Raw genomic sequence first — 22984 nt, 5'->3', positions numbered from 1 at the left:
TTCATCTCTTCCCCTTTTTTGTTATATGTATAAATAAAGCATGATACGTTGCCATTATCCCTTCATTTCCCGTGAAGTCTCTTTCGTATATGCGTAGCATCGCACGAAAGAGTGAGGGACTTTGACAATATGATCCTTCATTGCTATTAGTTGCTCCTACTTTTCGAATAGAATGCAGAAACTCCTTAACTTCTGTAAAACTCTCTATGTAACATGTTTCAGAAACATGCACATCCCCTGTTTCTATCTTACATATATGAAGCAACTGATCTTTTGAATAAAAACGTTGACCAATCGATATTTCATTTTTTATATTTCTTTCTTCTTTCGCACGTTGGAACGAAGCATGCAATTCTTGAAATGTTTCATGTCCAAACGTTGAAAAGAGTAATATCCCATCTATAGACAAATGTTGAAATAAATTTCTTAACACTTGTTGTAAATTATTTAACCATTGAAATGTAGCATTTGAAATAATGACATCATATGATTCTTCTAATCGTAATTGCTCAATATCTTCACAGTGAAACGTTACATTTTTTACATTTTGTCTAGTTTGCGCAATCGCAATCATACTTTCAGCAAAATCAACTGCTGTAATATGTGCTTTCGGAAATAACTTTGATAATTGTTCTGTTACATACCCCGTCCCGCATCCCAGTTCTAAAATACGTATTGATGCCGTTTCACTATATCGTTCCTTTAAGATTGAAAGTAATGAATGTGCCATCTTTTTTTGTACATTTGCATATCGATCGTAAGATACGGCTGCCCCATTAAACCGTTTTTGTAGTAACGTTTTGTTGATCATGTCGTATCCCCTCTACAAATTGAATTATCTCATTTGCACAATATTCAAAATTCGTTACACATAATGCATGCCCTGCTTCACTTACTACTTTCAGCTCGCTGCTGCTATTCTCCGTCATACTACGTGCCGCAGACAATGGGCATATTACATCCTGTTCTCCGTGAATAAGTAGTATAGGTACTTTAATTTCTTTTAGTTCTTCTCTCATATCTGTTTCTATTAAATAATCCAAACCTAGTTGTAAAGACTGAATAGAATCACCTTTAAAACGGTCTACAATGTCTTCAAAGTTTTTATTCCCTTTTAGCTCATCTTTCGTAAACATATTTTCATAAAAACGCTTGAGCGTATCCTCTCTCCTTCTCGCCAAATTCCTTTTCAGCCGTTCTATATGCAAAGCATTCCATCCATTACTATAGTCGCTCGTATTTGTAAATTTAGCAGTCCCACCAATTAATACGATGCCTTTTGCCTGAATCTTTTTATAAGCTTCAACTGCTGCTAACGCTCCTAGTGACCATCCAACTAAAATTACGTTGTCGTTATGCGCTACATCTATAATTCGTTCCGCAAATTCACTTCGTTCTTTCACATTACGCCAATCTACGCATTCAACAGGATATCCTTTAAAATACGGAAGTACTAAATCCCAAATATTCTCTTCCATTCCCCATCCGGGGATAAAAATAATCTTTAGCTCGTTCATACGAAAATCTCCTCTTCTTTCGCAATGTGAATAATTCGGTCAATAGCCCATTTTAAATCAGCTATTGTATGTTGCGATGTAACTGCAAAGCGAATTCGAGAACTATGAACCGGCACAGTTGGCGGACGAATTGCAATGGCCGCAATCCCTGCCTCTTGCAACCTTTTACTAAATCGTAAAGCATGTTCATTTGAACCGACTACAATCGGTACAATATGAGTTGAACTATTCCCAATATCAAAACCAGCATCCCTTAATTTAGTTCTGAAGTATTCTCCGTTTGCTATAAGGTTCTCTCTTCTTTCATTATCTTCTTTTACAATTTCAATTGCTTTTTGCACTGCTCCTAACGTACTTGGTGGTAAAGCTGTACTAAAAATAAAGCTTCTCATCATATTTTGTAAATACTCTATATAAATTTCATCACCTGTCAAATACGCACCATAACACCCTAAAGCCTTGCTAAACGTCCCCATATGTATATCAATTTTTTGAGCAAGATTTTTTTCTATATGAGATAACCCAGCTCCGCCGATTCCATATATTCCACTCGCATGTGCTTCATCGACTATAATGATTGCCCCGTATTTCTCTTTCAGCTGTACTAAATCTCTCAAATACGCAGTATCACCATCCATACTAAAAACGGTATCTGTTACGATTAATTTTCTGCTTTCAGGCGAAGCCATTTTCAACAGCTTCTCTAAATGATCCAAATCATTATGACGATACCTTTTATGCTCTGCCCCGCTTAATATGATTCCATCAACAATACTTGCGTGATTTAACTTGTCACTAAAAACAATATCGTGCCGAGAGGCCAAAGAAGATATGGCACCTATATTTGCCGTATACCCACTATTTACGATTAAAGCTCTTTCAGTACCTTTCCATTCACATATGCTTCTCTCAACCTCTTCATATAATGGATGATTTCCTACAACGAGACGAGAGGCAGTCGCTCCAGTTCCATATCTTTTTGTACAGGCAATAGCAGCTTCTTTTAACCTTTCATCTCCAGCTAACCCTAAATAATTATTTGACGCTAAATTTAACATCCTTTTTTTATCTCGAATAAGCCAAGTCTCTTCTGCCTTCTCTGTTACATGCAAATCACGATACTGCCCTTGCTCATGTAATTGTTGTAATTTACATTGAAGGTGCGCCCGCCACGTTTGATTCATTTTGGATAAACTCCTCTAATTTTGAAATCATAATATGTTCTTTTGCAGATTCTAATACTTCTTCTTTCGTAAACTCACCTTCAAAGAATGGTAATAATCCTAAAACTGGTACCCCGCTCAGCTCTTCAATCATCTCTTTATTTTCTTGCACTCTTTCCATTTCACATTCTTTGCAACCTGATAAAATGACACCCGCTACGGTTAAGCCATGCGCCTTTGCGTAAGCAATCGTTAACACTGTATGATTTACTGTTCCTAATGTAGGACGAGCTACTACAATAAGAGGCAACTGTAATTCTTTTGCAAAATCAATTACTAAAGCATCTTCTGTATATGGGACAGCAAGCCCACCTGCCCCTTCTACAAATAAGCTATTAAACTCTTTTAATAGTTCATTATAGTAATCAGTAATTTCTTTTAACTTTACTACTCTTCCAGCTCTTTTCATGGCAAGTCTCGGAGCAAGTGGTTCTTCAATAGAATAAGGGCAAATTTCATTTTCTTGTGTCGGCACACCTGATAATGCTTTTAACCTTGCCGCATCTCCCTCAGGGTTTGATGCAACATGCCCACTTTGCAACGGTTTATATACTCCGATGTTATATCCCAATTCTCTAAATACACCGGCTAATGCACCGGCAACGACAGTTTTCCCCACTTCAGTATCTGTTGCTGTTATAAAAAAACCGCTCATTATTCTCCCTCCGTAACATCCGAGATTGCTTTATACAAAATACGTAACATATCATCAATCTCCTCAATTGTAGAAGCAAGAGGTGGCATAAATACAATCGTATTACCGAGCGGTCGTAAGATCATACCCAGCTCTCTTGCGCGTTTACATACTTGAACACCGACTCTTTCTGTCCAGTCAAACGCTTCTTTCGTTTCCTTATTCTTCACAAGCTCAATACCAACCATTAATCCGCACTGACGAATATCACCTACATGTTTATACGCAAAGAGCTTTTCTAATTGCGCTGCCACATAATCCGTTTTACGTGCCACTTCTTCTATTAAATTTGTTTTTTCATATAGCTCTAAATTCGCGATTGCTACGGCACACCCTAACGGATTGCCTGTGTAGCTATGTCCATGGAAAAATGTTTTTTGTTCTTCATATTCTCCTAAGAAGGCATTATATATTTCATCCGTCGTTACCGTAACTGCAATTGGTAAATATCCACCTGTTAAACCTTTCCCAGCAGTTAAAATGTCTGGCGTCACATTTTCATGTTCACACGCAAACATTTTCCCTGTACGCCCAAATCCAGTCGCTACCTCATCTGTAATAAATAATACATTGTACTTAGTACATAAATCGCGCAGTCCTTTTAAATATCCTTTTGGCATTGTAATCATCCCGCCAGCACCTTGCATTAATGGCTCCACAATGATGGCAGCTACTTCTTCATGCTTTTCTTTCAACAATTCTTCCATTTCTTCTAAATGGCTTTTTACAATTTCCTCCCTATTATTCCCGTAAGGAGAACGATATGTATATGGATACGGCATTTTAATCGCATCAAATAAGAGCGAACTATACACTTGGTGAAACAAGTCTATTGCTCCTACCGAAACAGCTCCAATTGTATCACCGTGATATGCTTCTTTTAATGTAACGAATCTTTGTTTCTTTCGTTTCCCTTTATGCTGCCAATATTGGAAAGCCATCTTAATTGCAATTTCAACAGCGGTAGAACCTGAATCAGAATAGAATACCTTCTTCAATCCATCTGGTACAACCTCAATAATTTTTTCTGCTAATAAAATAGATGGAACGTTAGCAAGTCCTAACATAGTAGAATGAGCAATTTTATTTAATTGCTCACGAATTGCTTCATCTAATTCCGGTACTTGATGTCCGTGAACATTTAACCATATAGATGAAACACCATCCCAATATTCATTACCATTTACATCGTATAGCTTTCTTCCCTCTCCACGTTCAATAATGACAGGATCTTCTTCTAAATAATCTTTCATTTGTGTAAATGGGTGCCATACGTAAGCTTTATTTTTCTCTGCTAATTCTTCATATGTATAAGATGATTTTTCAATCGTTTTACTATTTATTGTCACAATTGTCACCCCTAATGTCAACTTGTTTATAAATATAGTTAACATTAAATCTGAATGACTGTCAATTATTTTAAAATCAAATAGTTCTTAAAAAAGAACAACTTATCATACGATAAGTTGTTCTACTTTCCATGCTGTATCTTTCCAATTTCTAAAATAATTTCTTCATCTTTTTTCCCCTCTGTATCAATTCCAAGTTGCTTAGCGTGCTCAATTAATAAATCATGACGCTTCTCAAACCTAGCGGTATTTACTTCTTTCGTAACCTCTTCTTTTGTTTTTCCCTCTGTAGAAACTCCTAGTTTCTCTGCTGCTTTTTCCATTGATTTCTTCTCTTCTATTTCTTTTACTTTCTTCACTTCTGATTGTTGTATTTGCTTTTGTTTCAGCTGCTCTGATTCAGCCGCAAAAGCTGTGTAAATTCCAGCACTTCCTCCAATAACTAATAAAGTGGTAAAAAGAATTATTTTTTTCTTCACTCTTTCCTCCCCCTTTCAAATTCATTATAACGTACATTTTTACAGCATTAAAAACAATTATCCTTTATTTCCCTAAAAAAACATTTAATATTTTTATTGACATGTAAGATGAAAATATGATAAAAATTTAACTAACATCATATGAATCGGCGTTGATAGGATTTAGTAGTATTTCGATTTCTGATTTCAGAGAGCTGGTGGTCGGTGCGAACCAGTACAGAGCGAATTATGAATTACCCCCTGGAGCTTCTTTTACGAAACGTGAGGAGTAGTGAAAGACGGTTATAGACCGTTATGTCTAAAGAGTGGTGAAACGACACTGTTTCACAATTTAGGGTGGTACCGCGAATTTTTCGTCCCTGCATATATTGCAGGGGCGTTTTTTATTTTATAAGCGCATATCATATGACCCTTTATTTTGTGATACATTCATTTCACAAGCTAGGGTGGTACCGCGATTTCTTCGTCCCTGCATAATTATATGCAGGGACGTTTTTTTATCCAATCTTTTCCGTATCATATAGAAGAACAAACAATTACCGGTAATTTGTCACAAAATTCTAAATTTTAGAAGGAAATATACAATATTGGCGAATTTTATATAAAAAAGAGCTATTTCATATTACTTAGGAGGGGAAAACAATGGTTTCAAAAATTGAGTCTGTTCTTTTAACAATTTTTATCTTTTTCTGTATTGGTTTTAGTGTTATTCAATTAGAAGTTTCACCACACATCCCAATTTTATTTGGTATCGTTCTTTTATTAGCATTTGGATTCTTGAAGAGAATCTCTTGGTCTACTATGGAGAAAGGGATGATTAGTAGTATTTCAGCTGGTATTCCATCTATATTTATCTTCTTACTTGTAGGCGTATTAATTAGCGTTTGGATCGCAGCTGGAACTATTCCGACTTTAATGGTATACGGCTTCCAACTTGTATCTCCAAAAATTTTCGTTCCAACTGTTTTTGTTGTTTGTGCAATTGTTGGAACGAGTATCGGTAGTGCTTTTACAACTGCTGCAACTGTAGGACTTGCCTTTATGGGAATGGGTACTGCCCTTGGATACGATCCAGCTCTTATTGCTGGTGCAATTATTTCTGGTGCATTCTTCGGAGATAAAATGTCTCCTTTATCTGATACAACAAACTTAGCGCCTGCTGTAACGGGTGTAGATTTATTTGAACATATTCGTAACATGCTTTGGACAACAGTGCCAGCTTTCATTATTGCTTTTATCGCATTTTTCATTTTAGGAAGCGGATCTGATGGAAACGTTGATTTCTCAGCATTTATTAACACATTAGAAAAAAATACAACGATTTCTATCGTTACACTGATTCCTATTTTATTACTGTTCCTATTCGCATTTAAAAAGGTACCCGCAGTTCCAACATTACTTGCAGGAATTGTGGTAGGGATTATTATTCTCTTTATTTTTAAACCTAGCACTTCTTTAGCTGATTTAATTAAAATTATGCAAGACGGTTACGTTTCTAAAACTGGTATCAAAGATATTGATAGCTTATTATCTCGCGGTGGCCTGCAAAGTATGATGATGTCAATTGCTCTTATTTTTCTAGCTCTTTGTATGGGAGGATTATTACAAGGAATGGGTATTATAGCGCAGCTGATGAATATTATCTCTAGCTTCGTAAAAACTAGTACACGCTTAATTATTTCTACTGCTTCAACTGCAATTGGTGTAAACTTCTTACTCGGTGAGCAGTACTTATCCATCGTTTTAACAGGACAAGCATTTGCTAATAAATACGATGAAGTCGGTTTAGAACGTCGTAATTTATCACGAGTATTAGAAGATGCTGGTACAGTAATTAATCCACTCGTACCATGGGGTGTAAGTGGCGTATTCTTAACAAACGTTCTTAGCGTTCCAACATTCGATTACCTGCCATACGCAATCTTCTGTTTAGCGTGTCCAGTCGTAACCATTATCGTCGGCTTTACTGGATTCGGTCTTTCATGGAAAAAAGAAAAAGCAGTACCAGTTTCATAATATAACAAAAAGGATTACCAAATTGGTAATCCTTTTTATATTTCTCTACTATCTATTCGCTTTCTTTTTTCTAAATAACATAAGTAATCCCGCTCCAACAAACGCAAGACCAGCTCCAATTGTAGAAGCAATACTTGCACCTGTTTTCGGTAAATCACGTTCATCTTTTTCAGCTTCTTTATTTTCACTTACAGTTGTTGTTGTTTCTTTTGTATTTTGATCATCTGTTGTAGTTTGTCCAGATCCAGTATTGTTTCCATCTTGTTTTGGTTCATTACCATTATTACCTTCTTCTGTTGGTGGTGTTGGGTTTTCTCCATTACCTGTTGGCGGTGTTGTTGGATTTTCTCCACCACCTGTTGGCGGTGTCGTTGGATTTCCTTCACCAGTTTCTTTATCATCATTTTTCTTCGTTATATCAATTGCATATTTCGCAAATTCATTTTCAGATGGTCCAACATATGAAATCTTTCCATCTTTCTTTATATACTTTTGTGCATTTGGTGAAGAATCAAATGTTGTATTTAATTTATCTGCAACAATCGGTTTAAATGTCCAATTTTGATCAGCTGCTGGATCAATATCTTTTATTTTTTGCATATACTTCACAATGATTTGACGTGTTTCATCTTGTGATTGGTATACAACTTCCCCTTTACTTACACCTGGGAACGTTTGGCTACTTCCACGATAGTTATTTGTAGCGACGATGAACTCTTGATCATCAGCTACTAGCTTACCTTCATATGTCATATTTACAATACGATTAGCATTTGCATTTACAACTTTTCCATCTTTATCGTATTTCGCCGGTTGTGTTACATCAATTTCGTATTTTAAGCCATCTAAAATATCGAAGTTATATGTAGGATAGCCTATATTTACTAACGGCTGTTCTTCTGTTTTCTTTGGATCAATTTGATTAAACTGACCTGCAGACATTTCAAGCCATTCTTTCACTTGTGCCCCATTTACTTTTACAGCATATAACGTATTTGGATACACGTATAAATCTGCAACGTTTTTAATCGCTAACGTTCCAGCTGGAATATCCGTATAATATGTCGCACCGTTTCGGCCACCTGCTTTAAATGGTGCTCCTGCAGATAAAACTGGAATATCTTTAATCTTTTCGTATTCTGGTTTTTTAAGTTCTTGTTCTACATACCATTTTTGCGCATTTGTCACAATTTGTACGGAAGGATCATCTTGTACTAATGAAAAATAACTATTAATTGGTGCTTTCGTTTCACCTACATGTGTATTTACATATTCGATTGTCTTTTCATGTTCATCTTTAATTTCATTAACTAATTTTTGATCAGATTCTACTAATGGATTACCTTTACTATCAGCAATCGGACGAAGTTGCGGCTTAGACTGATCTTTTTGCACTTCCCATTTTCCGTTTACCTTTTTCAATTGCATATCAATAATACCTAAGTTACTACCAAAAACACCCGGCATTACAACTGGAACACCATTAAATACATCCTTCACTTCAGTATGTGAATGTCCCATTAATACTGCATTTACGCCAGGAACCTCTGTTAAATAATACGACGCGTTTTCCATACCAACGTTGTATCCACTTTTATCAACACCGGAATGAGCTAGTGCAACGATAACATCTGCACCTTCTGCTTTCATTTTTGGTACCATTTTCTTCGCTGTTTCAACTATATCTTTCGCTTTAACTTGTCCTTCTAAATTCGCTTTATCCCAATTCATAATTTGTGGTGGAACAAATCCCATTACACCAATTTTCACTATTTGTTTTTGGCCTGCTTCATCCACTACTTCTTTCTCTAAAATATGATATGGTCTATCAAAGTAATGCTCGTCATTCTCATCATTACCATCATGGTCATCTCTGTAGACATTCGAGTTAATAACCGGAATTTTTGTTTTACTAGTCACTTTCTTTAAATAATCTAAACCGTAGTTAAATTCATGATTCCCAAGAGAGATGACGTCATACTTCATTAAATTCATTACACGATATAATGGGTGTGTATAACTAGGATCCACACGATTCTTCTGATCTTTTATTTTATTTGCTACATAATCTCCAAGCGGTGTCCCTTGTAATGCATCCCCATCATCAAATAGGACAGAGTTTTTCACTTCTTCACGTGCTTTATTAACGAGTGTTGCAGTTTGTACGAGACCTACTTTATTATCTGTTTTCGTTTGATAATAATCGTAATTCATTAAGTTAACGTGAATATCTGATGTTTCTAGAATTCGTAAGTTAACTGTACTCTCCCCAGTTTGCTCATCCGCATGAGCTGTTGCTGGCAATACTTGCGGCGCTATAACACCAATAGCAAGAGTTGCTCCAGCTAGCATTTTTTTTGACTTTTTCACAAAAAATCCCCCTTATACAATTACCAGAAATAATGAAATGAATCCCTATCTGTCTCTAACCACATACCTTTTTTCTTCTATTAGAGACACAATTTTCATTTCACCCTGCGCTAACGAGTAGTCCCCTTAAACGCCCGATTGATGAAGACTATTAATTAATAGGAAATAAAGCTCCCACTCATTAAAGTTTCACCTTATCTGACATTATCATATATAAAGTTCTTTCCTATCGTCAATATTTTTTGACAAACTTCAACAAATTTTCTGTAAAGTTATTATAAACTTTTCATAAACATATAATATGCCCTTACATTGCTAATACTGCTGAATATGATACAATTACCAATTACAAGGAGGATGAATTTATGAAAAAAGTCATCTTAACAATTGTTTGTCTCCTCCTTCTGATCATTTCTTATTCTTATTTTGAAAAGAACGACGAGACAAAACAAAATGAATCTGAAGAAAAAACAGAAAAAACATCTGCCCCAAATTGGATTGATAAGCAAACAAACGAATCTTTTTATCATCTTGTATTAGGTGATTCACTCGCTAAAGGATATGGATCGACACAAGGTGGATTTGCTGAATTAGCTTCTAAGCAAATAGAAGCACAAATTCATAAACCAATTACAGTAGAAAACCTTGGGGTAAACGGTCTTACAACAGATCGTCTCGCTAAAAAAGTTCAATCAGAAGATGTAAAGGAAAAAATTAGAGCAGCAAATATAATTACAATTAATATTGGAGGAAATAATTTATTTCGTTTAAATCGTGATGTTGGTGTTATAGAGGGTATAAAAATGTTAAATAAAGAAAAAGCCCATTTTGAAGCGGATATAAAAAGTATTGTAAAGACAGTTCGAGATCAAAATCCGGACGCTTTACTCATTCTCTCAGAACTCTATAACCCGTTACAACTCGATGACTCCATCGCAAGTTATGCAGATATGTTTTTAGATGGCTGGAATGAATCTGTTTATTCCATTTCCAAAGCAAATCAACCATCTATCGTTTTACCAATTCGCAAATTAATATCGAATGATAAAAAAGAGTTATTATTTGACCAAGTACACCCAAATGATAACGGCTATGCAATTATTGCCAACACATTTACAAAGCAAGTGTTATCCTACAAATATTAAAGCGACCATGAAACAATTCTATTTTTATAACATGTCTTTTTTGTTACAATGATAGTGGAAGGGGGCCTTTATATGGAATCACGCGAGTGGGAACGTATTGTTGATCATCTTCTTTCGCTAGTGCCTCTTTTTTATCGCAAATTTATGCTTCCTGGAGAATTTTCTTCTCAAAGACATATGCCGCCATCACATACACAAGTATTACTGCTTTTGCATGAAAACGGCACATTAGCAGTTTCCGAAATCGGCAAGCGGCTAGCGATTTCACGGCCTAACATGACACCTCTATTAAACAAACTTATTCAAGAAGAACTAATAGAGCGTCATTATAGCGAAAAAGATCGACGGGTCATTTTAATTTCTCTAACAGCTGAAGGGAAATTATTAGTAAATCAGTATCAGCAATTCATTTTAGACAAACTAAAAGAAAATTTCCAAACATTATCTGAGGAAGAGCGCGAAAAGCTCATTCATTCTCTTCAAACCATTCAAAATTTAATTTTGAAAACAAACGTATAAAGCTGCTTCTAAATAGAAGCAGCTTTATGATTCGTAATAATTACCATAGTATACATTGGAATATGGCCATGTTGTTAAATATGGTTTTTTTTCCTGTGTAGGCTGTTGTGTTGGTAATTGTGGTATTTGTGATAATTGCTGTAATTGTTGTTGCCGATATAATTCGTATTGTCTACTCGTATCATAAACCGGATAATAATTTACATATGGATATACTTGAGGCACGTAATAATAATACATTATCCTCTCCTCCTTTTTCTTAAACATATTCAAAGGAGAAAATGAATGTGACATTGTTTATAATTGTACAAGTGGTTCTCTCACTCGTTTCTTCCTTTTCTTCAAACGTAACTTACGGTTCTTTTCGTATAAATAATGCACAACGAAATATGAAATGAGACCAAACACAACTCCTAAAGTCGTCATTCCAATTAATACATACACTTCACTTTGTAATAAGCTCTTTAATATCGTAAAAATGTGACTTGAAAACAAGTCCGATATCGTAAATGGTTCATGATGAATTTTCTGTACATGAAATGGATAAATCATTTTTCCTAGCGCATACGCAAGCGGAAATAAAAATACTGGGAGAAACGATATTTTCCCAATAATATTGCCAATAACTGCCGCAGGAAAAGATCCCTTTGCTAACCTGACGATTGGATAAAATATTACATATACGAGCGATGCCGTATAAATGACTAACATTTCTAAGCCGAATCCTATAGCAAACCCTAACGATACTTTCTTTGCGCCTTCTGGCGATCGAAGCAACTTATAATATTGAAACTTTAATATTCTCCACATCCGCTGGAAAAACGAATATGTTTTCTTAGTTGTTTTCACCCTCATCATCTCTTTAACTATATTTTTATATGTAGTATGTCCTTACACACTCTGAAAAACAAATTTAGTTTTCTCTTTTATTATAAATGATATCGAAATGGTTAACCAAATATACATCCGACATTTTAATATAAAAAAACCTCCCTTTTAGGAAGGCTCTTCTACATTTTTAAATAAACTCACTAATAACGCTTTTTGAGCATGCAATCGATTACCAGCTTGCTCAAAGACGATAGACTGCGGTCCATCTATAATTTCTCCTGTTACTTCTTCTTCACGATGGGCAGGTAAACAGTGTAAGAAACGATATGTTTGCTTCGCATGCTTAACAAGTTCGTTATTGATTTGGTAAGGTTGAAATAAAGTATACTTCTCTTCTTCGCCCTCTTGCCCCATGCTCATCCAAACGTCAGTATAAATGAAATCTGCTTCATTCACTGCTAATTCAGGATCATGCAAAACTTCAATTTCAGCTCCTGTTTCCTTGGCAATTGCTAACGCTTTTTTTACAATCTCTTCATTCGGTTCATACCCTACAGGCGTTGCCACAGTCATATGCATTCCGACTTTTGCACTCGCTAGCAACAATGAATGACATACATTATTTCCGTCACCTACGTAAGCCAATTTTATTCCTTTAAATGTATTTGTTTCTTCGTATATCGTCATAAGGTCTGCCAATGCTTGACAAGGATGATGATCATCCGTTAAACCGTTAATAACAGGAATACTCGATTCTTTTGCAAGCTCTTCTACATCCGCGTGTGAGAATGTACGTATCATGATCCCGTCAATATACTGCGATAATACTTTCGCAGTATCTGAAACGCTTTCTCCTCTTCCCATTTGCATCTCTTTCCCACTTAAAAACATACCATGTCCCCCGAGCTGTACCATTCCTGCTTCAAAAGATACACGAGTACGAGTTGAATGCTTATCAAAAATAAGCCCTAATATTTTGCCTTGTAATAAAGGCTCTTGCTTATTCTTTTTTAAATATATAGCGAACTCAATTAAAGAAATAATTTCTTCTTTCGTTAATTCTTCTAGTGTTAAAAGATCTTTCGTATTTAATTTCGGTACTTGTACAGTTGACATGAAACTTCCCCCTTATATGATTGATACGTTTTTTTTACAAACTACTTTTTTTATTATATATACTGCCTGTTCTAACTCTTCATTCGTGACAATGAGTGGCGGTAATAGTCTTATCACATTAGGACCTGCTTGTAATACGAGAAGTCCTTCGTTTTCTAGTTGTTCTATAAAACTTGCAACTTCACGCTTACACTCAATCCCAATCATAAGCCCCTTACCACGTATATTTTGAATACATTCGACATGCTGTAATTCCTCTTGCAACTTCTCTAATACGTACTCGCCTTTTTCTTGTACTTCTTTTAAAAACGATGGTTTTTTACTTACTTGCAATACTTCTTTCGCTGCAGCCATCGCGATGTAATTCCCGCCAAAAGTTGAACCGTGTGATCCTGCAGGAAACGACGCTCCGAGCTCTTTCCGGCCAATCATCGCTCCGACAGGAATCCCATTCCCAAGCGCCTTTGCAACGGTAACGATATCAGGCTCTATTCCCACTTGTTCATAAGCGAATAGTGTTCCAGTTCTTCCTATCCCCGTTTGTACTTCGTCTATAATAAATAAGGAACCGAACTTATTACATAATGTTTCAATCTCTTTCAAAAAAGATAGATCAGCAGGTATTACTCCTCCCTCTCCTTGAACAACTTCTACCATTACCGCCGCAACTTCTTCATTCATTACTTCCTCTAATGCTTTAATATCGTTAAAAGGGATATGTAAAAAAGATGGAAGTAATGGACCAAATCCTTCTTTTACCTTATCTTGGCCCGTTGCACTCATCGTTCCAAATGTTCTACCGTGAAAAGACTGCTGGCATGTTACGACGAGAGATTTTCCAGTATGCTTACGTGCTAACTTTAAAGCCGCTTCATTTGCCTCTGCCCCACTATTACAGAAAAACACATAATCTAATGCTCTATTTTCTGTTAATAATGACGCAACTTCTTCTTGCAAGCTGTTTGTAAACAGGTTAGATATATGCCATATATCATCAAGTTGCTCTTGTACACCTTTGAGAACAGTAGGGTGACAATGTCCTAAATTACATACGCCAATTCCTGATGTGAAATCTAAATATTCCTTACCGTCATTATCATTAACTTTCGTTCCAGTTCCCTTTACAAACTCAATAGTTCTTCTGCCATACGTTTGAAAAAGATGACTCGTCATGCAATACTCACACCTTTCGTTACCGTCGTTCCAATACACTCTCCCGTAACCTCAATAAAATCTTTTGTACCATTCACAATACTTATCTTTTGCACTCCCATTTTTAATGATGCTAGTGCCGCCTGTACTTTCGGAATCATCCCACCTGTAATAACACCTGTTTCTATAAAAGTAGCAATTTCAGATTCATCCGTTTCCTTTACCAAATTCCCTTCATGTAATATTCCATCTACATCCGTAATAAAAATAAGCTCTTTTGCCCCTAACGCAGCCGCAATCCCAGCTGCAGCATTGTCCGCATTTATGTTATAAATTTCATTACCATTTATCCCGATTGGAGCAATAACAGGAATATACTCCATATTTATTAATCCTTTTAATAAGGCTGTTTCTACATAACTTACTTCCCCCACATATCCTATCTCTTCGCTGACAGGTTGAACTTGAAGTAAATTGCCGTCACACCCTGAACAACCTACCGCAAGTAAATTATGCTTTTGTAAATTCATTACGAGTTTTTTATTCGTACTTCCGCATAGCACCATTTGAACAACATCCATAACTTCTTTTGGTGTTACGCGTAATCCATCTCTTTTTTCTACGTTGATGTTACAATCTTTTAATTTGGCATCAATTTCTGGCCCACCACCATGGACAATCACTACTTTATACTTCTGCTGTAATTTCTTTATACAATCAAAAAACACATCATTTAATTGATTCAACATACTACCGCCGCATTTCACTACAATATATTCGCTCATCTTCTCTCTCCTTATGTACGATAACAAGCGTTTATTTTCACATATTCATAGCTTAAGTCACAGCCCCAAGCTGATCCTGTCTCTTCTCCTAAGTGTAAGTACACATTAATGACTATTTCATCTTCTTGTAATCTCTCTTTCATTTCTTCTTCAGAAAATGTTTGAGGCTCACTATTTTTTAATACCAATATAGATTGAAGAGTAATGTCAATTGTATTCGGATTAATAGCTACTTCACTTTGTCCAATACTGCTAATAATTCGCCCCCAGTTTGGATCTTCACCATGTATTGCTGTTTTCACAAGACTCGAACCGACTATTTGCTTTGCAATTTTTTTTGCCTCTTCATTCGTTTGAGCTTCTAGCACATTTACTTCGATTAACTTTGTAGCGCCTTCACCATCTTGCGCAATTTTCTTTGCTAAATCTTCACATACCTTCTGTAAAGCACATACGAAAGTTTCCCAATCTGTATGTTCCATATTTATCGGCCTTGTTTCTGATAATCCACTTGCCATAACGATGACCATATCATTCGTAGAAGTATCTCCATCTACCGTAATTTGATTAAATGTATGATTCGTAATTTGGGATAATGCCGTTTGCAATACGTCATGCTCTATATGAGCATCTGTCGTAATAAAACTAAGCATCGTTGCCATATTCGGATGAATCATCCCTGAACCTTTTGCAACACCCGCAATCGCCACTTTCTTCCCATCAATAATCATTTCATAGCAAGTTTCTTTCGTTATAAGATCCGTCGTTAAAATTGCTTCAGAAAAAGAATATGCTTCACTTTCTTCCTTCGTCGGTATAAGAGTTGCAACTCCCTTTCGGATTATATCCATCGGCAGCGGAACACCAATTACACCTGTTGAAGCTACTGCAACGTAATTTTCTTTCAATCCAAAATGTTCCGCCCCTAATGCGCGCATCTCGTATGCGTCTTGTAATCCTTTCATTCCAGTACAAGCATTTGCATTTCCACTATTAACGATAATTGCTTGTAACTTCCCTTCTGCCGTTATACTATCCTTCGTTACTTGTAAAGGGGCTGCTTGTATTTGATTCGTTGTATACACAGCGGCACATGATGCTGGTACGTCACAAACGATTGCCCCTAAATCCTTTTTCTCCTTTTTCAGACCATTTGCAGTACCAATTGCCGAAAAGCCTTTCGGCGTTACAATCGAACCATTTTCTAATTTTGTAATAGACGCTACTTTAATCATCATGTCCCCCTTATAGATAAAGCGGCATATGTTGTAAACCTGTTGTCTCTTCTAGTCCCGCTATTATGTTTGCATTTTGAATCGCTTGCCCAGCCGCGCCTTTCATCATATTGTCTATAACAGAAACGACCGTAACTCTTTCTGTTCTTTCATCGTAAGCTATGCCAATATCACAATAATTTGAGCCTCTCACTTCTTTTGGACTTGGAAATTTCCCTTGCGTACAAATTCGGATGAAAGGCGATTGTTCATACGTTTCTTCATACAATTTTTGAAGTTGCTTTATTTCCATCTTTTGTTTTACTTTTGCATAAAGTGTAATCATGATTCCTCGTGATATCGGTATTAAATGTGTGCTAAATGTAATTGGCTGTAATTCACTATTCCATTCTGTAAGCATTTGCTCAATCTCTGGAACGTGCTGATGCTGGTTTACTTTATAGATGTGTAAGTTATCGTATAGCTCAGGAAAATGAGTCATTGTTGTTGGTGTTTTACCTGCTCCTGTTACCCCTGATTTCGCGTCAATAATAATCGAATCTTCTTCAATCATGCTACTACGTACTAACGGTGCTATCGCTAGCAATGTGGCTGTAGCAAAACATCCTGGGTTTGCAATTAAATTTGCCTTTTGAATCTCAGTCCTTTTCCATTCACTTAACCCATACACTGCTTTTCTAAGAATTTCTTCTTTCGCTGCTGGCCTTTTATACCACAGTTCATATGACGAAGGATCTATCATACGAAAGTCTCCAGATAGGTCAATTACTTTTAAACCTTCAGCTAATAACTTGGGAGTTAACTCCGCCGATACTCCTGCTGGTGTTGCTAGAAATACGATTTCTGCTTCTTTCCCTATTGTCTCCACATCAATTTCTTGTAACGTATGAACGAGGACATTTCGAAGATGCGGATATACATTTGTTATACACTCACCAACTTGTGAAAAAGAATGAAGAGATGCTATAGAAAAATATGGATGTTGTTCTAATAAACGAATTAACTCAATGCCCCCATATCCAGTGGCTCCAATAATTGCGACTTTCATAAGTTCCTCCTCAAATCGATTCTTTAAATTAAGTATGATTATAATATTGTATATTTATAGAGTCAATTAAATATTTATAAATTTTGCAAACTTAAAAAACTTAATTTTACTAGAAAAACAATATACACAACCGAATTTTTATACAAAAATAGTGCATGGTAGTTTTTTTATTTCACTTCAAGTACAATAAAACAATACATACGTACATACAGGCGGGAAAAAATATGAACGAAAAATTAATTGAGAAAATGATTATAAAAAGTTTTCAGCAATATCAATGCAGTCCAATATCAAAAGAAGATCAGGAAATGCTAGTGAAACATATTCAAACGGTGACTCATTCAAATATTGAAATTGATTTATACGAGGAGATTGAGGATATTGTTTATGATTATGTGACTGGAAAACAATAAAAATAGGAGATTTCCATGTGGAAATCTCCTATTTTTTACTTAATGATTTACCTGCTACACGTTCAAATAAACCTGGGAATAAAGCATAAAGTTTCGGGCCAATTCCCATCCACTTCGGTAAGTTTACTTCACGTTTTTTCGTGTGCATCGACTTTACGATTTGTTCTGCTACGTATGTTGGTTTTAACATGTAACGTCCCATATTCTTTACATATGTACCAGATTGATCCGCTATTTCAAAAAAGTTTGTATCTATCGGACCTGGATTAATTGCTGTAACATAAATATCTGTATTCGCTAATTCCATGCGTAAACTATTCGTAAATCCTAATACAGCATGTTTCGTTGCTGCATACGCACTTGATTTCGGAGTTGCAATTTTTCCGGCAAGGGAAGCAATATTAATAATATGTCCTTCGTTCTTGTTTACCATATAAGGTAGTACCGCTTTCGTACATGCTACTAATCCAAATACATTTACTTGGAACATATCTTTCACTTCATCCATTGACGCATCTTCAAACGTTTTAAAAATACCAAATCCCGCATTGTTTACTAATATATCAATACGTCCCACTTCTTGTAATACCTTTGAAAAAACAGACTGTACTTCCATCTCTTCACTTACATCTAATACATAATAATAGCAAGGCGTATTATAAGTTTCTTTAATTTTGTCTACTAACGCTTGTAGTTTCTCTTCTGTTCGAGCCATTAATACTGGAGTCGCTCCCTGTGCTGCAACTTGCATTGCAACTTGCTCACCAATCCCACTAGAAGCACCTGTAATGACGATTACTTTATTTTGTAAACGTCCTGTCATTGCTGTCACCTACTTTGCATAATAAATCAATTGTTGCGATGACTCATCAATCATCACTTGTTGATTATATGCTAAATAGTCCAATTGTCCAACCGTTTCTGAAATAGTAAGTGGTAATTGTTCTTTATATAATACCGGAAATAGTTTTACACATACTTCAAATGCTGTCATTGGTTTTTCCTTTAATAACTCAAGCACTTTAAAAGCACGTGTTTCTTGCTTTTGTAATCTCGTTTCAATAAGTTGTTTCACATTTAGAACATCTTCCCCATGCCCTGATAAAATACGTGAAATATTCATTTCGCTTAAACGCTGTAATGTTTGATTATATTGTAGTAATGGGCGTGCCCGTTCTGTTTGCCCTTCATATGGTGGTTCTAGTATTGGATTCGAAGAAATATGACTGATGAGAGCATCCCCACCAATTAATATTCCATCAGATTCTCTATATAAAGAAATATGAGTAGAAGCATGACCTGGTGTTTCAAGTACTATAAATCCAGGCAAAGAATCAATACGATCTCCTTCTCTCACAGTATGCGTTAACGATCTATTACAAGAATATTTAAGTGTCCTCGTCGTCAATAACGACTCGTCTTTCAAAAATGCTGCTGGCACACCAAACTGTAAGGCCGTCTCTCTAAAAAATTCATGATACCGCTTTAAAAATTCTGGATTTTGTGTGATCCAAGGCTCATTCCAAGGATGTCCAATAATATTCGTCTTCTCAGAAAATATATTTAAAAGTCCACAATGATCTGCATGATGATGCGTAATGACTACTGTTTCAATATCTTCTAGCGTATGTCCTAATGCACCTAATTGACTTTCTAACGCATTCCTTGCCTCTTCTGTATTCGTCCCTGTATCAATTAATGTTAATGTCTCCCCCTCAACTAAAAACACATTCACAGTTTCCACTGCAAATGGTACAGGAATCTCCATTCGGTGAATCGCCGTCATGCTTAGCCCCCCTGTCTCTTTCCGGTTCAAAAATGAATACTTCTTCAGTTTACAACTTCTATATATATTTGTCATTATTTTCAGATAAAAAGAGGTGTTTCCTATAAAAAAACGAATGTATGTACATTTATAAGAATTTCTAACCAAAATTAAAGGAGGAACATCATGTCTATTCAAAACATTTCCTTTCTCGGTGCAGGCTCCATTGCCGAAGCTATTATTGGTGGCTTGTTACATGCAAATGTTGTTAAAGGTGAACAAATTACTGTAAGTAATCGTTCTAACGAGACAAGATTACAAGAGCTACATAAAAAATACGGTGTCAAAGGTACTCATAATAAAAAAGAATTGCTTACTGATGCAAATATTCTTTTTCTAGCAATGAAACCAAAGGATGTTGCAGAGGCGCTTACCCCTTTTAAAGAATACATAAATAATAACGTGCTTATTATTTCATTACTAGCAGGTGTTTCTACTGACTCAATTAGAAAACTACTTCAAAAAGACGTTCCAATTATTCGTGCAATGCCAAATACATCCGCAGCCATTTTAAAATCAGCTACCGCTATCTCCCCTTCAAAACATGCAACAGCGGAACATATTCGCACTGCAACATCTTTATTTGAAACGATTGGTCTCGTCTCTGTTGTAGAGGAAGAAGATATGCATGCTGTCACTGCATTATCCGGAAGTGGACCTGCTTATATTTATTACGTAGTGGAAGCTATGGAAGAAGCTGCAACAAAAATTGGTTTAAAAGAAGATGTTGCAAAATCACTTATTCTTCAAACGATGATTGGTGCTGCTGAAATGTTAAAAGCAAGTGACAAACATCCTTCTATTTTGCGAAAGGAAATTACTTCTCCTGGTGGAACTACCGAGGCAGGTATTGAAGTATTACAAGAACATAAATTTCACCAAGCACTTGTTTCTTGTATTACACAGGCAACGAAACGATCACATAATCTTGGAAAAACATTAGAACAACTAACAAAAGAAAAATAGAAAAAGGAGCTCAAGTTTATTTGAGCTCCTTTTTCTATAATTACACTTAGTTATTGTTCTTCCCAAAAATCTCTTCTTGCAGGCGACGACCAGTCGGCGTTGCTGCAAGTCCACCTTCTGCTGTTTCACGAAGTGCTACTGGCATCGTTTGTCCGATTCTAAACATTGCCTCAATTACTTCATCACATGGAATTGTACTCGTTACACCAGCTAATGCTAAATCTGCTGAGATCATCGCATTTGCAGCTCCTGCTGCATTACGTTTTACACAAGGTACTTCTACAAGTCCTGCAACAGGATCACACACTAAACCAAGCATGTTCTTTAATGAAATTGCCATCGCTGTAGCTGCTTGATCTTGTGTTCCACCAGCCATCTCAACTGCAGCTGCAGCCGCCATTCCACTTGCTGAACCAACTTCAGCTTGGCATCCTCCTGCCGCACCAGAAATACAAGCGTTATTCGCAACAACCATACCGAAAGCTCCTGCTGTAAATAAGAATTCAATCATTTCTTCACGTGTAGGCTGCAATTTTTCTCTTAGTGCAAATAGTACACCTGGCACTGTTCCAGCAGACCCTGCTGTTGGTGTTGCACAAATAATTCCCATCGCTGCGTTTACTTCATTTGTTGCAACAGCTTTGCTTACTGCATCCAAAATCGTATCTCCAGATAAGCCTTTTCCACTCTTCATATACGCTTGAACTTTTACAGCATCTCCACCAGTTAAACCAGTTGGTGATTTCACGCCGCGAATACCACGTTCTACTGCTTGCTCCATCACGACTAAGTTCTTTTCCATACCAGCAATTACTTCTTCACGTGAAATACTTCTTGTTTCCATTTCACATTGAATCATAATTTCTGCGATTTTTACATTTTGTTCTTTAGCTTGCGCCACTAGTTCCGCTGCGTTCCGAAACATGGTGTGTCCCCCCTGCAATTATTCCATAATAGTTACTTGACAAATATTTTGTTGCGCTTTTATTTCTTCAATTACTTCATCTGCTAATAATTCATCTGTTTCGATGACCATAAGCGCTCTTCTTCCTTTTTCTTTACGAGATACACTCATTGTACTAATGTTAATCTCATGTTTCGCAAGGATTGAAGCTACCGCTGCAATAGCACCGAAGCGATCGTTATTTACAATAAGTAGTGCTGGGCTCGTGCCTGATAATTGAAGATCGAATCCGTTTAATTCTACAACTTCAATTTTACCGCCACCAATTGAGCAAGCAACAACTTCAATTTCATCTTCACCTTTATACAAACGAATTCTCGCTGTATTTGGGTGAGGTGCATTGGCATCTTCTTCAATGAATTCTACTTCAATTTCGCGCTCTTTTGCTATTTCTAGCGCCTCTGGAATACGTAAGTCATCTGTTTCAAATCCTAATATCCCACCTATTAGCGCTACATCCGTACCATGCCCACGATACGTCTTTGCAAATGATCCATATAATGAAATGCTTACTCTTTCTGGTTCATGACGAAACAGCTGGCGAGCAACTTGCCCCATTCTTGCCGCGCCTGCTGTATGTGAACTTGATGGTCCAATCATAACTGGACCGATAATATCAAATACTGAGCGATACTTCATCATAACTCCCCCTAAACCTCTATGAAAAAATTTATTCTACTATTCTATTAAGCTGCTACATCTGTCGCTTTTCAAGTTGTACCACGAATTTGTTCTGCTGTACGAATTGGATAGTTTTTGAATAAAAGTAATCCAATATAACCTGAAATAATGCCAGTTATCATAATACATAAAATTCTTAGTATTATTTTTATTAAAAAATGATATAAGATAATCCACAATAAAGTCTGGTAGCAATCCAAAGTTTAACACAGAAGCCATTGCAAGCATAGCATAAACAAGTGATATAACCATTGCTAATGCAACTAAATTTGCACCCGCTATTCCGCCTAGACTACCTGCTGATGTTCTGAACTCTTTTAAAGAGTGGTGTACCAATTAAATCTCCACCACCTTATTAATAAAAAGCTTCTACTAAGGAACTTGCAATAGATACACTCGCTAATCATATCGTTTAGATAAAAAGTGAAAAAGACTTATGACAAATAATAGTAATATCTTTCCTATTATAATTCTCGTGTTACTCTCTCATGATTTAGTCAACTTCACTTGTTACGATAATGACTAAAATACATGTGACTTATCATAAATTATAATCTGCCCTCATTATAGCTTGTTTTTTATAAAACGCTTACTTTTGTTGAATTTTAAAAGTTCTGAATAAAAGTCCATTTCTGCTATTTGTATCACTTGTATGT

24 protein-coding genes and 1 other annotated feature are annotated in these 22984 nt (G+C 36.1%); of the genes, 5 read left to right on the top strand and 19 right to left on the bottom strand.

Annotated features, from left to right (window positions below; genetic code table 11):
- Position 1 precedes the first annotated feature (1 nt).
- The 6 genes from bioC to GBN78_RS05720 all read right to left on the bottom strand — a co-directional run bounded on the left by bioC (position 2) and on the right by GBN78_RS05720 (position 5262).
- A complete protein-coding gene (gene bioC, locus GBN78_RS05745; RefSeq protein ID WP_000608907.1) occupies positions 2 to 811 on the bottom strand; it encodes a malonyl-ACP O-methyltransferase BioC in 810 nt (269 codons plus the stop codon).
- Positions 777 to 1517: an alpha/beta fold hydrolase gene (locus GBN78_RS05740; protein ID WP_001004163.1), complete on the bottom strand. Its 741-nt coding sequence runs from the start codon at positions 1515 to 1517 to the stop codon at positions 777 to 779. The genes bioC and GBN78_RS05740 overlap by 35 nt, the downstream gene beginning before the upstream one ends.
- Positions 1514 to 2701 (bottom strand): 8-amino-7-oxononanoate synthase, encoded by a 1188-nt coding sequence (bioF, locus tag GBN78_RS05735; RefSeq protein ID WP_152127064.1) that lies wholly within the window; start codon positions 2699 to 2701, stop codon positions 1514 to 1516. The genes GBN78_RS05740 and bioF overlap by 4 nt, the downstream gene beginning before the upstream one ends.
- Positions 2667 to 3395, bottom strand: coding sequence for a dethiobiotin synthase (gene bioD / locus GBN78_RS05730; RefSeq protein WP_000012496.1), 729 nt, complete (start codon positions 3393 to 3395; stop codon positions 2667 to 2669). Before bioD ends, bioF begins: the two co-directional genes overlap by 35 nt.
- Positions 3395 to 4828 carry an adenosylmethionine--8-amino-7-oxononanoate transaminase gene (gene bioA, locus GBN78_RS05725; protein WP_044584832.1) on the bottom strand — a complete coding sequence of 478 codons (1434 nt, stop codon included), beginning with the start codon at positions 4826 to 4828 and terminating at the stop codon, positions 3395 to 3397. The genes bioD and bioA overlap by 1 nt, the downstream gene beginning before the upstream one ends.
- Before the next feature lie 77 nt (positions 4829 to 4905).
- Positions 4906 to 5262 carry a hypothetical protein gene (locus GBN78_RS05720; protein ID WP_000726902.1) on the bottom strand — a complete coding sequence of 119 codons (357 nt, stop codon included), beginning with the start codon at positions 5260 to 5262 and terminating at the stop codon, positions 4906 to 4908.
- A gap of 143 nt (positions 5263 to 5405) precedes the next feature.
- Positions 5406 to 5626 (top strand) — a binding site (T-box leader).
- 278 nt (positions 5627 to 5904) lie between these two features.
- Here GBN78_RS05720 and nhaC point away from each other — a divergent pair.
- On the top strand, positions 5905 to 7278 hold the full coding sequence (gene nhaC, locus GBN78_RS05715) for a Na+/H+ antiporter NhaC (protein ID WP_000253735.1): 1374 nt from the start codon (positions 5905 to 5907) through the stop codon (positions 7276 to 7278).
- Positions 7279 to 7326: 48 nt separating this feature from the next.
- On the opposite strand, the gene cpdB is transcribed toward nhaC, so the two are convergent.
- Entirely contained in the window at positions 7327 to 9648 is a 2322-nt protein-coding gene (gene cpdB / locus GBN78_RS05710) for a bifunctional 2',3'-cyclic-nucleotide 2'-phosphodiesterase/3'-nucleotidase (RefSeq protein ID WP_152127063.1), read from the bottom strand.
- Between the two features lie 365 nt (positions 9649 to 10013).
- On the opposite strand from cpdB, the gene GBN78_RS05705 reads away from it, so the two are divergent.
- Together GBN78_RS05705 and GBN78_RS05700 are read left to right on the top strand one after the other, a co-directional pair.
- A complete protein-coding gene (locus GBN78_RS05705; RefSeq protein WP_152127061.1) occupies positions 10014 to 10793 on the top strand; it encodes a GDSL-type esterase/lipase family protein in 780 nt (259 codons plus the stop codon).
- Between the two features lie 72 nt (positions 10794 to 10865).
- Entirely contained in the window at positions 10866 to 11312 is a 447-nt protein-coding gene (locus GBN78_RS05700) for a MarR family winged helix-turn-helix transcriptional regulator (RefSeq protein WP_000445819.1), read from the top strand.
- A gap of 24 nt (positions 11313 to 11336) precedes the next feature.
- Here the strand turns inward: GBN78_RS05700 and GBN78_RS05695 are convergent, their stop codons facing one another.
- The 7 genes from GBN78_RS05695 to argC form a co-directional block, all read right to left on the bottom strand.
- Positions 11337 to 11552, bottom strand: coding sequence for a hypothetical protein (locus GBN78_RS05695; protein ID WP_000291957.1), 216 nt, complete (start codon positions 11550 to 11552; stop codon positions 11337 to 11339).
- A 57-nt stretch (positions 11553 to 11609) separates the two neighbouring features.
- Complete coding sequence (locus tag GBN78_RS05690) at positions 11610 to 12170, bottom strand: DUF2062 domain-containing protein (RefSeq protein WP_098389464.1); 561 nt, start codon at positions 12168 to 12170, stop codon at positions 11610 to 11612.
- A gap of 138 nt (positions 12171 to 12308) precedes the next feature.
- Positions 12309 to 13259, bottom strand: coding sequence for an ornithine carbamoyltransferase (gene argF / locus GBN78_RS05685; RefSeq protein WP_000108852.1), 951 nt, complete (start codon positions 13257 to 13259; stop codon positions 12309 to 12311).
- Positions 13260 to 13271: 12 nt separating this feature from the next.
- Complete coding sequence (locus GBN78_RS05680) at positions 13272 to 14432, bottom strand: acetylornithine transaminase (protein WP_152127059.1); 1161 nt, start codon at positions 14430 to 14432, stop codon at positions 13272 to 13274.
- On the bottom strand, positions 14429 to 15196 hold the full coding sequence (argB, locus tag GBN78_RS05675; protein WP_098871850.1) for an acetylglutamate kinase: 768 nt from the start codon (positions 15194 to 15196) through the stop codon (positions 14429 to 14431). The genes GBN78_RS05680 and argB overlap by 4 nt, the downstream gene beginning before the upstream one ends.
- A gap of 11 nt (positions 15197 to 15207) precedes the next feature.
- Positions 15208 to 16431 (bottom strand): bifunctional glutamate N-acetyltransferase/amino-acid acetyltransferase ArgJ, encoded by a 1224-nt coding sequence (gene argJ, locus GBN78_RS05670; protein WP_000598378.1) that lies wholly within the window; start codon positions 16429 to 16431, stop codon positions 15208 to 15210.
- A gap of 10 nt (positions 16432 to 16441) precedes the next feature.
- Positions 16442 to 17479 (bottom strand): N-acetyl-gamma-glutamyl-phosphate reductase, encoded by a 1038-nt coding sequence (gene argC / locus GBN78_RS05665; protein ID WP_000861250.1) that lies wholly within the window; start codon positions 17477 to 17479, stop codon positions 16442 to 16444.
- Positions 17480 to 17703: 224 nt separating this feature from the next.
- Here argC and GBN78_RS05660 point away from each other — a divergent pair, with 224 nt between their 5' ends.
- Positions 17704 to 17892 (top strand): YqzH family protein, encoded by a 189-nt coding sequence (locus GBN78_RS05660; RefSeq protein WP_001003222.1) that lies wholly within the window; start codon positions 17704 to 17706, stop codon positions 17890 to 17892.
- Positions 17893 to 17920: 28 nt separating this feature from the next.
- Here the strand turns inward: GBN78_RS05660 and GBN78_RS05655 are convergent, their stop codons facing one another.
- The gene (locus GBN78_RS05655; protein WP_000147791.1) at positions 17921 to 18715 is read right to left on the bottom strand and encodes an SDR family NAD(P)-dependent oxidoreductase; all 795 of its coding nucleotides are present in this window, start codon (positions 18713 to 18715) and stop codon (positions 17921 to 17923) included.
- A 9-nt stretch (positions 18716 to 18724) separates the two neighbouring features.
- Positions 18725 to 19678 carry an MBL fold metallo-hydrolase gene (locus tag GBN78_RS05650; RefSeq protein ID WP_000125122.1) on the bottom strand — a complete coding sequence of 318 codons (954 nt, stop codon included), beginning with the start codon at positions 19676 to 19678 and terminating at the stop codon, positions 18725 to 18727.
- Positions 19679 to 19843: 165 nt separating this feature from the next.
- Here GBN78_RS05650 and proI point away from each other — a divergent pair, with 165 nt between their 5' ends.
- The gene (proI, locus tag GBN78_RS05645; protein WP_000027251.1) at positions 19844 to 20683 is read left to right on the top strand and encodes a pyrroline-5-carboxylate reductase ProI; all 840 of its coding nucleotides are present in this window, start codon (positions 19844 to 19846) and stop codon (positions 20681 to 20683) included.
- Positions 20684 to 20729: 46 nt separating this feature from the next.
- On the opposite strand, the gene sdaAA is transcribed toward proI, so the two are convergent.
- The 3 genes from sdaAA to GBN78_RS05630 are packed head-to-tail and all read right to left on the bottom strand — an operon-like array spanning position 20730 to position 22610.
- Positions 20730 to 21608: an L-serine ammonia-lyase, iron-sulfur-dependent, subunit alpha gene (gene sdaAA / locus GBN78_RS05640; protein ID WP_000489461.1), complete on the bottom strand. Its 879-nt coding sequence runs from the start codon at positions 21606 to 21608 to the stop codon at positions 20730 to 20732.
- 18 nt (positions 21609 to 21626) lie between these two features.
- A complete protein-coding gene (sdaAB, locus tag GBN78_RS05635) occupies positions 21627 to 22286 on the bottom strand; it encodes an L-serine ammonia-lyase, iron-sulfur-dependent subunit beta (protein WP_000877445.1) in 660 nt (219 codons plus the stop codon).
- A 39-nt stretch (positions 22287 to 22325) separates the two neighbouring features.
- A complete protein-coding gene (locus tag GBN78_RS05630) occupies positions 22326 to 22610 on the bottom strand; it encodes a hypothetical protein (protein ID WP_044585103.1) in 285 nt (94 codons plus the stop codon).
- Positions 22611 to 22984: the final 374 nt, after the last annotated feature.

Origin of the sequence: Bacillus sp. B2-WWTP-C-10-Post-4 (assembly GCF_009183805.1) — a bacterium.
Classification (GTDB): Bacteria; Bacillota; Bacilli; order Bacillales; family Bacillaceae_G; genus Bacillus_A; species Bacillus_A cereus.
The sequence above is the reverse complement of the archived record's forward strand: the minus strand, read 5'-3'. Positions and strand labels throughout refer to the sequence as shown.